The sequence below is a fragment of the uncultured Bacteroides sp. genome, assembly GCF_958445495.1.
Lineage (GTDB): Bacteria > Bacteroidota > Bacteroidia > Bacteroidales > Bacteroidaceae > Bacteroides.
The window spans coordinates 110,047-124,565 of sequence record NZ_CAUCSQ010000009.1 but is presented as its reverse complement, the minus strand read 5'-3'; the positions used below and the strand labels follow the sequence as shown (position 1 = coordinate 124,565).

The following is a 14,519-nucleotide window of genomic DNA, read 5'->3' as shown; positions in this document are numbered from 1 at the left end:
CCTGGGACACAACCTCAGCATCCTGCAGATAAGGGACTTTCTTATAAGACTGGCATGCCATTAAAAGAAAAGATAGCATAAATCCGAACATTAAAACTTTCAATATCCTCATATATTCTCTTTTTTATTTACTTAATTACTGTCTAGCATTGTAAAATATCTAATAATTGTCTAGCCAAAAATTTTCTATCAAAATCTCGAGCTAACATTTCACATCCTGTCTGGCAAGCTACATATAATGTCGAATTATTTAATAATAAATTTAGCTTCTCAAGAAAATCACTTTCATTTTCTGGTTCAAAACATATACCTGCATGATAAAATTCTACAATTTCTTGAGCTTCACCATTAACTCCCATCAATATAGGAATCCTCATACCTGCATTCTCAAAAATCTTAGAAGGAATCACGGTCTTAAATAAGTCTGACTTTCTCAAATTTATCAATGCCACATCCAAAATTGAAATATATTTCTTTACTTCGCTTTTAGACACACAATCAAGCATTGTTACATTAGAAAGATTCAATTTTTCCTTTAACTTTAACAAATTAGCCTTTTCTGCTCCTGTACCAATAAAAATAAAATGAAAGACCTCATTACCTTCTTCTTCCAAGCGTTTTGCACAATACAATATGAAATCTAATTTATGAGCCAACCCATGTGTCCCAATATATCCAACAATTTTCTTTCCGGTTAATCCTAAATCCTGAAGTAAATATTCATCTTTCGGAATAGGAGTAAATAATTCTCTATTGACCCCATTTTTAACAACAAAAATCTTATTTTTCGGGACTCCGCGTTCTATCAGTCGTTTTTTAAAAGAATCTGTTACTACTACTATTTTTTTTGCCGATTTATAACATTTCTTTTCTTCCCATTCAAAATAACGAATGATCGGACTATCTTTTAACGCTCCTACAGTTTTTATTGACTCCGGCCAAAGATCGCGTACTTCCATTACCCACTTCGTACGTTTCCAAAATGAAAGAGTGCGCCCGGATAACGCCGTAAAAAATTGGGGTGATGTAGCAACTATCAAATCTGCTTTTTGAAAAAGTCCCACCACAAAAGAAGTTACAGAAAAACTAATAAAATCCAAGATTCGCCTTAAAAATCCCTTATTTGCGGCCATATAGCTCCATACTCGTATCACTTTTATTCCGTCCATCACTTCCTCCTGATACAACTTGTTCTTATATCCCGCATATACTTTCCCCTGAGGAAAATTAGGAACACAAGTTATTACAGTTACCTCTACCCCTTCTTTCACCCATTCTTTGCAATGTTCATAAGTACGAGAAGCCGGAGCATTCACCTCCGGTGGAAAATTATCCGTAAGAAATAAGATTTTCATTTTTAACTATTATATAAAATTTTGTAACCACAATTACCTACAAAATGGACCAATACAACTGAAGATGGTCGGAATTTATTATACTCTGTTGACACTGTCCCCATTTTCAATTCGATAGAACAAGCCCCAAAAAAAAGAATAAGAGCCCGATCGGTATGAATCTCTGTCGGAGATACTGCCAAAATCTGTACATCAGGAGCAAAATGAATATAACTAATAGCCGAATTATTCATGGATATCTCATCATGAATAACAAAAGAATCGTAATTCAATATAAATGTACGAGTATGTAGTCCTACCTTACCAAAACCATTATGTATTGCTTTCACAGACATGCTTGTATCTTCCAAGACCTTAACATGGGCTCTTTTTCCCATCCTGAACCCACCCCAAATTTCACTTGAGTCACGACCTTTTACAGAAACCGTATTATGCGCTTTGGTGCTTCTTTCCAATTGTCGACGTTCTGTTTTATCATAAGTTGAAATCCCCGTATCCACAATGAAAGGACGACCATCTATCCGCAACTCATAATTAAATGTATCTGCATGTGAATGCCCTGGTTGATAAGTCGCTGTGATATTACCAATATCGACAATTATTTCCATTCGTTGATTTTTCAATTTACGAAAACCACATTCTTGCATATTAACCGCATTCCATACCAATCCTAATCGTTTGGCATAATCGAACAACTGTGTTGAAGTAGGTGCAATTCCCATAGCAGAATCATTCAATAAGGGGATCTGACCGTCAGTATAGATTACACTACTTAAATGTCCTAACATTAGCATCGCTTTTTCACTTAAAAAATCATTCAATGCCACCTGCCCCGTCCAATGAACGTTATTGACCGAAAAATTATAACAATCAAGCAATCTGTCCAACAAAATACAATGATACATTGGAGACTGCTCATAATGTGCTCCATCCGGAAGTATCTGTTCACTTAGTTCCTGATGTAATAACTTAACAGAAAGCTTATAAAAATTTTCATCTTTGAAATATATCGCTGCAATAAATAATGAATAAGCATCTTCCAATAAATGGTTACCCAACAAATGATACTCTAACTTGTTAACAAGTAATTTGTATTGTGAATACAAACTATCATTCCAAAATTTTCTTTTTTCAATTGACAATTTATGAACATTAATAGTAATAAACTTTATCCAATTGATTCCTCGAAGAGCTATCGGATACGGATCCAGCCCTATTTTATTACAAAAACAATCTTTAATAAATTTATCTATCCATTTACTTCCAATTTTAAAATCCAAATCCTCTTGAAGTAACCAATCCATATAGTTTAAATTGTATGCCCATAACATTCCTTTACTCACATCATCCCACGATGAAAAACTTGCTTTCAAATTTAAAAACGTAAAAGTCTCATTTTGCATACATCTTGGTTTGACGATAGGATACAATATGTTCAACTTACTATTGTCAGGACTTTCATAAAATTGCCATTTTTCTTTTTTTAATCTATTCTTTACCTGATAAACAATTTGACGAAAGCGCAAATGTCGTAAAGTATGATATAATAAAACAATATCCATAACATAAAACATGATTCACATAATTGACTATTTACAAATCACATTTATTGATTAGACAAAAGAGAAACAACATACTTAAACTTTCCAGCTTTAGTTCTCGGAATACTATCTACATATTCAAAACCAACTTTCATTGTAGGGCTAAATTGTTCACGAACTACCTGACGAATACTATTTTCATCTTCATTTGTATATCCAGGTAACTGTACTATTTTAATTATAATCTCCCCTTTTACACTCTGTACAATTTGCGCTTCTGCAATATGAGAAGCAGATTTAAGTAGATAACCAAGTCTCATAATATGTGCTCCTTCCGGAGTAACAATATAATCCTCAGTACGTCCTTCAATATCTAAAATTCGTTGACTTTGCCGTCCACAAGAACACGGGATTTCAGTATATGTGGCTCTATCTCCAATCTTATAACGAATAAAAGGCATTGCTAGATTTTTGAACCCTGTTGCCAGCATAATTCCGGATTTACCCGATTCTATATCCTGTTCATTTACCAATTCCAGATGCCCCATCTCAAAATCCTCATGATAATATCCACATTCACACTTTGATGCCGCCGCAGCCTCTTCACTAAAACCGTAATGTTCTAAAATACAAACCCCTTTAAAAACTCGTTCAATCACAATACGCTGATGTTCATACAATTTCTCAGCACTAGGAAAAATATATTGTGGCGAATTAATAATTTGCAATCCATGTTTCTCTGCCAACATGGCAAAACTAGTAATAATAGAAGGGTATCCCACAAAAAACTTAAATTGTTTCTTATTGATAAATTCTACAAGATCTGTAATTTTCTCATCCGTAATATGTTGTTGATTAATCATATACTGATTTAAAAATCTATTATATCGCCAATAAGGAGGATTCTGCTGTTCTAAAGGAACTACAAGTTTTCCGGTAAAATTTAAATGCAAATCTCCTTTCTTGATTTTCACCCTTCCTCTAGCTCTCCACACAGTTGCCCAATAATGGCGTATATTCTCTTTTGTCCAATAAAAATTCAGAGGTGTTCCCGTACTTCCACTAGTATGATAAATTACAAGATCCTTTTCCGAAAACTCGTCAGAAAGCATTTCTTTCCAATGAGCTCTCACCTCTTCTTTAGTCAAAACTGGAAATTTTTGCAAATCAGGTAAATGGTTAAAATCATCAGGTAATACACCTGCTTTATTAAATTTCTGCCTATAATATTTACAATGCTCATAAGCATAACGCAATATATAAGATAACTGTTCCTCTTTATATTGTAAAATCTGCTCAGCATTCCATTGATCACTTTTTTCTAAATCTTTAGCAATTTGAAGATATTCAGTACCGTATCGCAACTTATTCAGTTTATACCCTTGTATACTGCATAATATGTTCTGAACGCTAATTGGTAATTTTTTATAGATAGAAAAAGAATTCATACCACTCCTTATAACAATTTTACTATATGATTATTGACTTGATTTGCATCAAATAGATTAAATGAAGACAACGCACCTTCGTGTAGTTTAAAGTAAGTATCTTGGCTGATTTGCAAGATAGCATCTTTCAAAGATTCGGTTTCTCCTGCTTCTACTAAAAAACCATTAACCCCTTGTTTTATAAGCTCTGGAATTGCTCCCATTTTTGTAGAAATAACAGGAATTCCCACACTAAAAGCCTCTATAATAACACCTGGATAGCCTTCTGCTTTCCAAAGTGTCGGTAATATCAAAACATCATACTGTGCTAATACTCTGCAAACGTTCTGTGGCTCCACCATTCCTTTATATTTATAGTTTTTCCCTTCTAGGTCTTCCAGTGAATATCCAATAACAGGTCCATAAATATCTAACTGATAATTTGTATCCAGGTTACTAAAACAAGTCATTAATATATCCACTCCTTTCATTTCCTCAACACGTGAAAGAAAACAAAAACGTTTTTCATAAGGACGTGCACCTCGCCGTATATTTGTAGCTTGACGAACATTTGGAAACCAATAAGTATCAGGATTCAGTTTCTCTCCAAATCTCACAAGGCTTTTGGTTTCCCAAAAAACGACATTTGCATTTTTCAACACATAATTGAGAATAAAACGTTTGATTCTTCCACATGTAAAATAATATTGCTCAAAATTCCCCGCGAATTTTCTAATTGCAACACGTTTTTTAGTACATTTCGACAAACATACAACAAATGGCGCTATCAATAAATAGTCATTTAAAGTACCATGTAAAAAAAGAATATCGACTTTCGAAAACGTTGTAAGTATTTGCCACAAAATATTTAAATAAGCCATTATCCGATTAGAATAATTGTGCTTATTAGTATCTACTATTATTGTATTTATACCTATCTCTCTACAATAAGTCAGCCATTGCTCGAACAACACAACAATTCCCCCCGTTTTATCCTTATCATAACGAAACGAACAAGGACCAATATTAAGAATTACATTATCAGTATACATTTTCATGATAAATATAGAAAACCGAGTTTCCTGTTTAATGACTTTTTACATAAGAATAAAACAAACACTCATATTTTTTTGCACATTCTGTCATACTATAAGAAGTATAACTTAACAAAGCGTTTTCTTTCATTTTTCTAATTTCGTATTCTTTCAACCCAAGAAATCGCTTTATTGCACTATAGCATTCATTTTCACTTATATCTTTAGCTAATATGCCATTAACACCATCTTTAATTACATTGACAATGCCACCTACCGGAGTACAAATAGGTATATTTCCTGTTCCTAATGCCTCAATTAAAGATATAGGCATTCCTTCATAAGATGACATCAAACAATATCCATCCGCCATTTTAAGATATTCTAAAGGATTACTCTTTTCTCCTAAAACAAAAACATATTCACAATGATATGAGTCTATTTCAGCCACTAGTTTACTATTTTTATTATTGCCAATCATGAGCATAGAGAGCTTATATCCTTCTTCGTTCAACCGCTTCACTATTCTAGTAAGCATCGTTTGTCGTTTTACTTCATCAATTCTTGCTAAATTGACCAAAACACAAGTTTCCGGAATAGCCCGATACTTTGCAAATTCACTTTTTACCTTTTCCGAAACAATGATATTCTTAGGAATATTTCTACCATTAGGTATCATGACCGCTCTTCTATGATAAAAATCGACAAAACTATTATTGGACTCTTCCGAAATAGTTATCGCATGGACAAGCCCGGTTAAAAAAAAATATTTTCTTACACCACAACTAATAAAGCCACCAGCCTCTTGTTTAGCTGAATTATGCACTGTATGAAAACATGCGGTATCACGGTACCAAAGAATTGCCAACCCACTATAAACAATACCACGTAAATGTGTATGTATCACATCTGGTTTTACTTTCTGTACCAATCTGAAGATTTTAAATGGAAGCTTCAAATCTATTCCCGCTCTTTTATTCAACGAGATGATTTTTATCTGAGAAGAGACCTCATGTAAATAAAATCCTGTTTTTTCCAACGAGTGCAATACACAAAGGATTACTTCATGCTTTTTAGATAACTCATTACACAAGTCAACAGTAAAACGTTCACCGCCACCTGATGAAAGTTGTGGTATTATTTCTAGAATTTTCATATTTTCTCCAATAGCTATTTTTATTATATAGAAACGCATAAAATATCCATACATATTTATCAAACAACAAAGACAAGGTGCCCCCCATCAACAGTATAGATATAAAACCTAAAACTATTTCCAATGGATATGTTTTATATTTAAGTTGCTTGAATAAAATTGAAATGATGAATCCCAGATAAGCTACAAACCCAATAAAACCGGTTTCTACTAAAGCCTGAATATACATATTATGGGCTGCTCTAGAAGTTTCCGCAATAAAAGGATAATAGATTCCTATTATATTTCTATAATTAGCTATCCCAATTCCACAGAAAGGGTTATCTACGAATAGCTCTAATCCGGCTTTCCATGAAATAAAGCGTTCATTGGCTGTTCCTACTTCGTCAAATCGTTGTAGTAACATTTGAAATACATCACCATAATAATATCCTACAACGATTCCGATTACAATAAATGTAAATATGATTCCAGTAATAAGAAGCTTTTTATGACTACTTTTATAACTAGTACAAATATAACCTAAAAAAAGAATTACTAATAAAATCAAAGTCAATATTGCACTTTTACTACCAGCAAATAATAAAGAAATAACATAAAATAGTAGCATAACAACAATACCCGCGATTTTTTGTTTATTTCTAAATTTCAACATATATCCTAATAAGAAACTTAAAGAAATAAGTACCGTAACAGAAAACTCATTAGGATCCCCTGTTCCTCCAGTCCTTCGGAATGTATATTCTGAAATAGTATCAGTTGTCGTTATACAAAGAATAGCAGAAAATAACGCAGAAAAAGCATAACACCATATATACTTGTTTATGCCTTTTTCCTGGCTAAAAACCACATAAATAATATTTATCGCAATAAAAAGATTTATAGGAATAATGATATTCGAATATGTCTCTATATTTACAACTAAAGAAATAAACATAGTGACCACTATCCATAAAAAAGGCAGATTATCTTTGGAAAACCCTCTAAAAGATAGTATTTTGTTAATATTCACAATAATAAATAGTATCAAAAGTATTTTTAATGACATACTACCCAATTTCCCCACCATAAAATTATCATTTATAGTTGAAAATATAAAGGCATAATTTACAGTCCTTCTCACTCTTTCAATTATTGGCATAACGTTTGAGTTTATTGTCAATAAGAATTGTCAGAACTAATTCAGGAAAAGGTAAGGTAAACATAACAACTGCATACCAGATAATCAGATTCTCCGGTTGCCAAAACATACAAAGGAAAAACACTACTACAATGCGAAGGATATTTAATATTATTTCTATATTTAAGAAGTCCAATACCTTGCTTAATAAAGAAAACATCCCTAAATATGATATTATTCCTGACCGTAACAATGTAATAAATAATACAACCGCTGTTGTAGATTTCAACGCAGGATACATATAATAAACAATCAAAGAAAACGAGAGACAAATCAATAATAATATTCCGAAATAAGGAATAAGCATTTTTTTCAGTCGATTAACATGAAATTTAATTTCATCAATTCGGTCAGAAGACAAGTTCGATAAAAAATAATTTGTAAAACTGGAGTTAAACAAAGATATTATTCCTAGAAAACCTGCAGAAAATGCAATAGCAGTAGTAAAATGTACATCAGTTCCTTTTGTATATATCAAAAAGATTCTATCAGAAATCATAAAAAGCGCTCCTACACTCCAGACCCGAAAACAATATAATAAAAAGGAATACAATCTCTCTTTTTCTATTTTTCCCAAACGGACATACCTAATTGAATATATAAAAAAGTCTCTTATATCTTGCACGAAAGGCAATATAAAAAGTAAGAATAAAGTAATACTCAATGATGTAATCTGCAAGAAATATAAAACACAAAGAACAATAATACGGATACCAAATGATGTTACAGAAATTCGTAACATATATTTATATGCTTTATCTGCAACATTCTTTCCTTTATTAAACAGAAATATGCTTGATACCATTATTGAGAGAAAAAACATAAGATTTTCAACTTCTGATAAGTCAGTAAGTTTTAATATCACTACCACCCAATTATCATCAAATACTCCCAATAATAACAATATTGTACAGATAACGAAAATAGAAGTATAATAAATATTAAGTATTTGTTTCTGATTAGTATGTATAAATTTATATAGTCCAACAACCAATCCCGCTTGTGAAATCGTAGTTACAAACAAAACCATTTGAAAAACATATACAAATTTACTATAAAATTCATATATGAATATTTTGGGCAAACATGCATTTACTATGAACGTAGAGATACTAAATATCATATTTGCCAAAAGATAATGTACTAACCCATTATTTACTATATTATTGACACTTATTTTCATTAATATATTCCATATCTAGAACATACACGCTCATAAAACATTCACAATTCTTCCACACGCCAATCCATCTCCATAAGGATTGACAGACATACTCATTTTCTTGTAAGCTTCCGTATCATCCAATAAAGCGGACACTTCATTTAAAATTTTATCATAATCTGTCCCGACCAACTTAACAGTACCAGCTTCCAATGCTTCCGGACGTTCTGTTGTATCACGCATCACTAAAACTGGTTTACCCAATCCAGGAGCTTCTTCTTGAATTCCTCCACTATCAGTCAACACAATAGTTGATTTCTCCATCAAATAAACAAAACTCAAATATTCAAGAGGTTCAATAAAAAACATATTCTTTAAGTTGGAAAAGTTCTCACCGAATACTTCATGAATAGGTTTACGTACATTAGGATTCAAATGCATCGGATAGACAAAATCTACATTTGGATACTTTTGGGCAAGAGCTTTTATAGCCGTACACATTCGAATAAAACCACCTCCAAAATTTTCACGACGATGTCCTGTAATAAGCACTAACTTTTTACCACATTGCAGTCGTGTTGCATCGTACCCGCTCCGGTGGAGAACTTTTTCCAATTCAGAAGCAAGAACTGTATCCGTTTTTATTTTCATCACAACTTGATACAAAGCATCAATGACCGTATTTCCTGTAACGACAATTGAATCAGGAGCAATATTCTCCTTCAAAAGATTACTTTTACTCAATAACGTAGGTGCAAAATTATAAGTAGCAATACGACCTGTTATTTGGCGGTTGATTTCTTCCGGCCACGGACTATATATATTATGTGTACGAAGTCCAGCTTCCACATGTCCTACAGGAATTTGTTGATAAAAAGCAGCAAGAGCAGCAGCAGTACTAGTAGTAGTGTCGCCATGCACTAGTACAACATCCGGTCGAACTTTTTTTAGAACATCGCGCATACCGACAAGAACACAAGCTGTCACATCATAAAGATCCTGCCCTTGCTTCATTATATTAAGATCATAATCCGGTGTGATTTCAAATAAATCCAATACCTGGTCTAACATTTGACGATGTTGTCCGGTAACACAAACAATGGTTTGAAATTTATCAGGATATTTTTGAAACTCCTTAACCAATGGCGCCATTTTAATAGCTTCGGGACGAGTCCCGAAGACTAACATTACCTTTTTCATTATGTGTATCTATTTTTTGAAAATACCGCAAAAATCTAAAATAACTTTATCCTCATGGTAATCAAGTTTTTTAAACGGTTCATGGGCAGTCAGGAAAACTATAATATCCGCCTTTTCATACGCCTCTTTATAATCTGTAAGTTTAAAAACATTATGTTCTTTTACATTAGGTTCTACAACTAAAATATTGGCATTATTACAACTTTGCATGACCTTAGTAACAATGTATTTGGCAGGAGATTCACGCAAATCATCAATATTAGGTTTGAAAGCAAGCCCCATCATAGCGACACAAGGTTTACGATGATGTTCAAGCTCGAATTTCAACATTTCATTCTGTACTTTTTCCGCACACCAAAATGATTTATAATTATTAATTTCCCGCGCCTGAGCGATAATCTTAGATTCCATTGGAAATTCAGCAGTAATGAAATAGGGATCTACCGCAATACAATGTCCTCCTACACCACAACCAGGCTGTAAAATATTAACACGCGGATGTTTATTTGCCAAACTAATTAATTCCCATACATTAATACCAGCTTTATCACAAATCAGCGAAAGTTCATTAGCAAAAGCAATTTGTACATCCCGACTTGAATTTTCAGTCAACTTACACATTTCGGCAGTTTTACAATTTGTACGATGAAGTGTACCTTGTACAAACTGGCTGTAAAAAGCAATAGCTTTATCAGTAGACAAATCATCCATACCACCAATAACACGATCATTATGTATGAGTTCATAAATAACATTACCAGGTAATACACGTTCGGGGCAATATGCAATATATATTTTATCAATCAGTTCAGGACGTTCTGAAAAAATAAGACTCTTCATCTTATCAGTAGTACCCACAGGCGAAGTAGATTCTATTACATAAAGATCACCTTCCTTTAATAAAGGAAGCACAGCACGAGTCGCTGCTTCAACATACGAAATATCAGGCTCATGATTTCCCTTGAATGGCGTAGGAACCACCACAAAATAAGCATCACTTACTTCAGGAACAGTAGTGGCTTTCAAGCTACCCATTTTAACAACCTCTTGCAACATCTCTTCCATACCCGGCTCTATAATGTGCAATTTGCCCTGATTAGTCATTTCAACAACTTTCGGATTAATATCAACTCCGACTACTTGAACACCGTGTTTAGCGGCAATAATAGCTGTAGGCAGACCAATATAGCCTAATCCCATAAAACAAGCTTTCATGATTATTTTATTTTGAATATGATTGAATTTATTCATTGAATGGTACATGCAGATAAGTCTTATACCACTTTCTCCCCGTCAACTTTTCATGTTTCACAATAGCCCGATTGATAACCATGTGCAAAACACACCAAAATACCAAATCAAAAAGAAGCATGAAAGTCGCATTGATATAATATGACAATATAAAATTAGCAGCAACCAAAGACAGAGACAGCAATAACAGCGTAACCATTACCGTACGTACTTTCATGCCTGTACGCAAAAACTTATGATGAATATGATTCTTATCAGGTAAAAAGGGATTGCGCCCATCCTTGGCACGAGAATAAAAAACACGCACCACATCAAGCAAAGGGATAAGAAGGGTAGATATGGTGACCATATTCAGATTCAGTTCAAACGGGTCCCAATACCACTGACGGGTCCAGAAATGAAGTATCAAAAAACTCAGGATATAACCGAGAGTCAGACTGCCGGCATCTCCCATAAACAATTTGCGACCTGACACACTGAAAACATTATAATAATAGAAAATGAGGACAACTCCTAAAGTGGCGGAAGCCAAAAGAGCATGAGTCCACTGATCTACAAAGGCACAAACTATAATCAATAACCCCAATGCGATGCAGCTAAGTCCGGAAGCAAGACCGTCAATCCCATCTATCAGGTTAATCGCATTCGTTATATAAACCACGAGAAAAACCGTCAAAGGCATGCCAATATATGAAGGAATCTCATGAAGCCCCAATAAGCCCCCCAAATCATTTATCCAAAGACCGGAAAGAGGCAGAAAGGAAGCGGAAAGAATCTGAATCACAAACTTATAACGGTATCCCACCCCGACCAAATCATCAGCTACGCCGACCAAATAAAGCAAAGTAGTGCCAGCAACCAGAAAAAGATAACGCATGAACAGACCGGACGACCAAACAGAAACAACAGGAGCATTCATATAATAACCGACGCCTGTAACAACACATACGGAAATCAAGATGACAGGAAGAAAAGCAAAACCACCCAAGCGGGGAACCGGAGTCTTATGGACCTTACGCGCATCAGGAACGTCAAAAAGACGCTTCTTATAAGAAATGAATATTATTCTTGGAATAATAATAGTCGCAAGCACTACCGAGAGTAAAAAAACACCCTCAATATAAATGTACATCATAATGAAGTTTTCGAATTTATATTTCTGTTTTATCTAGACCCTCTCACCAAGAGACTCCACATACCCCACCGGCATATCCGCACAAGCACAACCCAACATATTCAGACGGACAGCAATCTTACTCCTGCCGTCAACAGTGACCAACTCACCCAACAAACCCCTTAAAGGACCCTTGATGACACGGACCTTCTCGCCACGTGCCAAAGGAGAACTGTTCATCGAAATCACATCATCAGAATAGTCCAGCATAAAACGGAAACGAGCCATCTGGTCGTCAGGAATTACGGTAGGACTGCTCTCACCACGCATTACCAGATAGCGGCTTACGGTAGAAAAAGAAAGAACCTCCTTACGCTCCTCAGGAGTAACATGGACAAAAACCATCATGGGAAGCAATACGGATTCCACAACCTTGCGGCGGTCACTCCACTGGTGAACCTCCTGTTGAACCGGCACGAAACTCTCGATACCAATCTTGCCCAAACGCTCGCAAACCTTCTTCTCGTGATGCATACGGACCAACGCGACATACCAGCGTCTTGAGTGTGCTACGCCTTCCCCTGTCCCATAAATAGGCCCAGCAATTAAAGTTCCTTCTTCTCTTTGAATCATACTTTTTTACCCCATAAAAATCCGTTACTTCTTAGGTAACGGAAATAAATTTGTTGCAAAGATATGCAAAAATGTAAATAGCATACAAGCAAAATCTTCTTTTTTTTCGCTTTTACTTCAATATATAGCAAAAATATATTTGGACATGAAGATTATCTTTCTTCATGTCTATTTTTTCTTATGCTTCATCTTCAAGCATGTTTTCTCCTTCGCGTAGGTTGGAAAGCATGCTTGCGGGCAGTTTGTGTCTATGTTTATCTGTTTTCATCTGTTGTTGCGAATGGATACTTATTTCCGTTACCTAAGAAGTAACAGCTTCTATTTATACTTTATTATCAAGAACTTAACTAAATAGACAACTTCTTTTTGTAATTCCTTACGTAAAAATAATTCATCCTATTAACTTTAGTACGCTCCGCCAAATCAAAACTCTTCAAATAAATCTGTGTTGTCTTAATTGATTTATGTCCCAATGACTCGCTAATCATTTCTATCGGCACACCTCTATATTTAGCCGTCGTAGCCCATGAATGCCGGAAAGAATAAGAAGTGACAGAAGAGTGCAACCGGAAATGCCTGGCTAAACTTTTCAACTGATTATTGAAACGGCGCAACGCAGACTGATACTCGATATAAGCCCCCTCTTCCTTCAATCTGTGTCGTCCACTCAATATCTTGAAAAGATAGTCCGGATAATCGGAAGAATCTACCGACCGGTCATTATTCAAAAGCCTGGACATAATATTGACGGCGCTATCCAGTATTTCCATACTCATAGGCGTACCGGTTTTAATACGATTGTATTTTAAAATCCCATCCTTCAAATCTGCCTTCTTCAAATGGGCAAGGTCAGAAAACGACATACCGCAAAATAAAAATAACAGTTTGGCAATATCCTGCGTATGGCGCAATTTGTCAACCCCGGGATCTTCATAAAGCAACGTATGCAATTCATGAACAGGAATCGCCTTCTTTTGACGAGAGTCCACACCTGTGAAAACATCATGAAACAAACGATAAATATAAGGAGCCTGACCATCATCCACTCCCCGGTTATAAATGGAACGCAACATCCTCATATAAGTAGAAATAGTATTCAATCTCAATTGGGAAGCCGCAAGATAGTTGCCATACCGTTTTAAATTCTCACGGGTGATTTGATTGAACGATACCGTTTTTGTTCCACAAAACACAGTGAAAGAACGGAGAGCATTCTGATAAACATGAGCAGTAGCATAACGCCCCTCCCGACGCAAACAACTGACATAGTTGTTGGCACATACAGTAAATCCGTCTTTTTTCATAACTTATTTCTTAAACAATTTACAAATTAGTTTGATAACACAGAAATAGAACGAATTTACGACCAACAGAGTGGTATATAAAAGTTTTCTTATAAAGTTTTAGCACCCTATACCTTTTCTTCTCAAAAAAGCCCCAAGCATGAAAAACGGAGTTACAATAAA

The 14,519-nt window shown here is 34.6% G+C and carries 12 protein-coding genes and 1 pseudogene; all 13 read right to left on the bottom strand.

Translation table 11 applies throughout. The features are described 5' to 3' along the window. Positions 1–112: pseudogene (locus tag Q5076_RS05200) on the bottom strand (polysaccharide export protein); the annotation flags it as partial. A 31-nt stretch (positions 113–143) separates the two neighbouring features. Continuing rightward, on the bottom strand, positions 144–1,355 hold the full coding sequence (locus tag Q5076_RS05195; RefSeq protein WP_303011378.1) for a glycosyltransferase family 4 protein: 1,212 nt from the start codon (positions 1,353–1,355) through the stop codon (positions 144–146). Between the two features lie 2 nt (positions 1,356–1,357). Continuing rightward, positions 1,358–2,917 (bottom strand): alginate lyase family protein, encoded by a 1,560-nt coding sequence (locus Q5076_RS05190; protein WP_303011376.1) that lies wholly within the window; start codon positions 2,915–2,917, stop codon positions 1,358–1,360. A 44-nt stretch (positions 2,918–2,961) separates the two neighbouring features. Continuing rightward, positions 2,962–4,344: a phenylacetate--CoA ligase family protein gene (locus Q5076_RS05185; protein WP_303011374.1), complete on the bottom strand. Its 1,383-nt coding sequence runs from the start codon at positions 4,342–4,344 to the stop codon at positions 2,962–2,964. A gap of 8 nt (positions 4,345–4,352) precedes the next feature. Beyond that, positions 4,353–5,381: a glycosyltransferase gene (locus Q5076_RS05180; protein WP_303011373.1), complete on the bottom strand. Its 1,029-nt coding sequence runs from the start codon at positions 5,379–5,381 to the stop codon at positions 4,353–4,355. A gap of 28 nt (positions 5,382–5,409) precedes the next feature. After that, positions 5,410–6,513 (bottom strand): glycosyltransferase, encoded by a 1,104-nt coding sequence (locus Q5076_RS05175; RefSeq protein WP_303011371.1) that lies wholly within the window; start codon positions 6,511–6,513, stop codon positions 5,410–5,412. After that, positions 6,467–7,654, bottom strand: coding sequence for an O-antigen ligase (locus Q5076_RS05170; RefSeq protein ID WP_303011369.1), 1,188 nt, complete (start codon positions 7,652–7,654; stop codon positions 6,467–6,469). Before Q5076_RS05170 ends, Q5076_RS05175 begins: the two co-directional genes overlap by 47 nt. Beyond that, entirely contained in the window at positions 7,641–8,723 is a 1,083-nt protein-coding gene (locus tag Q5076_RS05165; protein ID WP_303011367.1) for a hypothetical protein, read from the bottom strand. Before Q5076_RS05165 ends, Q5076_RS05170 begins: the two co-directional genes overlap by 14 nt. Positions 8,724–8,906: 183 nt before the next feature. Beyond that, positions 8,907–10,055 (bottom strand): non-hydrolyzing UDP-N-acetylglucosamine 2-epimerase, encoded by a 1,149-nt coding sequence (gene wecB, locus Q5076_RS05160; RefSeq protein WP_303011365.1) that lies wholly within the window; start codon positions 10,053–10,055, stop codon positions 8,907–8,909. Positions 10,056–10,064: 9 nt separating this feature from the next. Then, positions 10,065–11,270: a UDP-N-acetyl-D-mannosamine dehydrogenase gene (gene wecC / locus Q5076_RS05155; protein ID WP_303011363.1), complete on the bottom strand. Its 1,206-nt coding sequence runs from the start codon at positions 11,268–11,270 to the stop codon at positions 10,065–10,067. Between the two features lie 28 nt (positions 11,271–11,298). Beyond that, a complete protein-coding gene (locus Q5076_RS05150; RefSeq protein ID WP_303011361.1) occupies positions 11,299–12,441 on the bottom strand; it encodes an MraY family glycosyltransferase in 1,143 nt (380 codons plus the stop codon). A 33-nt stretch (positions 12,442–12,474) separates the two neighbouring features. Next, on the bottom strand, positions 12,475–13,053 hold the full coding sequence (locus Q5076_RS05145) for a UpxY family transcription antiterminator (protein ID WP_303011360.1): 579 nt from the start codon (positions 13,051–13,053) through the stop codon (positions 12,475–12,477). Positions 13,054–13,400: 347 nt separating this feature from the next. Then, entirely contained in the window at positions 13,401–14,357 is a 957-nt protein-coding gene (locus tag Q5076_RS05140) for a site-specific integrase (RefSeq protein WP_303011359.1), read from the bottom strand. Positions 14,358–14,519: the final 162 nt, after the last annotated feature.

Coding starts and splice junctions, on each gene's coding strand:
- Q5076_RS05190 (WP_303011376.1), bottom strand. CDS start 2,917: ATGGATATTGTTTTATTATATCATACTTTACGACATTTGCGCTTTCGT.
- Q5076_RS05140 (WP_303011359.1), bottom strand. CDS start 14,357: ATGAAAAAAGACGGATTTACTGTATGTGCCAACAACTATGTCAGTTGT.
- Q5076_RS05185 (WP_303011374.1), bottom strand. CDS start 4,344: ATGAATTCTTTTTCTATCTATAAAAAATTACCAATTAGCGTTCAGAAC.
- Q5076_RS05180 (WP_303011373.1), bottom strand. CDS start 5,381: ATGAAAATGTATACTGATAATGTAATTCTTAATATTGGTCCTTGTTCG.
- Q5076_RS05145 (WP_303011360.1), bottom strand. CDS start 13,053: ATGATTCAAAGAGAAGAAGGAACTTTAATTGCTGGGCCTATTTATGGG.
- wecC (WP_303011363.1), bottom strand. CDS start 11,270: ATGAAAGCTTGTTTTATGGGATTAGGCTATATTGGTCTGCCTACAGCT.
- Q5076_RS05195 (WP_303011378.1), bottom strand. CDS start 1,355: ATGAAAATCTTATTTCTTACGGATAATTTTCCACCGGAGGTGAATGCT.
- Q5076_RS05165 (WP_303011367.1), bottom strand. CDS start 8,723: ATGGTTTTGTTTGTAACTACGATTTCACAAGCGGGATTGGTTGTTGGA.
- Q5076_RS05150 (WP_303011361.1), bottom strand. CDS start 12,441: ATGATGTACATTTATATTGAGGGTGTTTTTTTACTCTCGGTAGTGCTT.
- Q5076_RS05175 (WP_303011371.1), bottom strand. CDS start 6,513: ATGAAAATTCTAGAAATAATACCACAACTTTCATCAGGTGGCGGTGAA.
- wecB (WP_303011365.1), bottom strand. CDS start 10,055: ATGAAAAAGGTAATGTTAGTCTTCGGGACTCGTCCCGAAGCTATTAAA.
- Q5076_RS05170 (WP_303011369.1), bottom strand. CDS start 7,654: ATGCCAATAATTGAAAGAGTGAGAAGGACTGTAAATTATGCCTTTATA.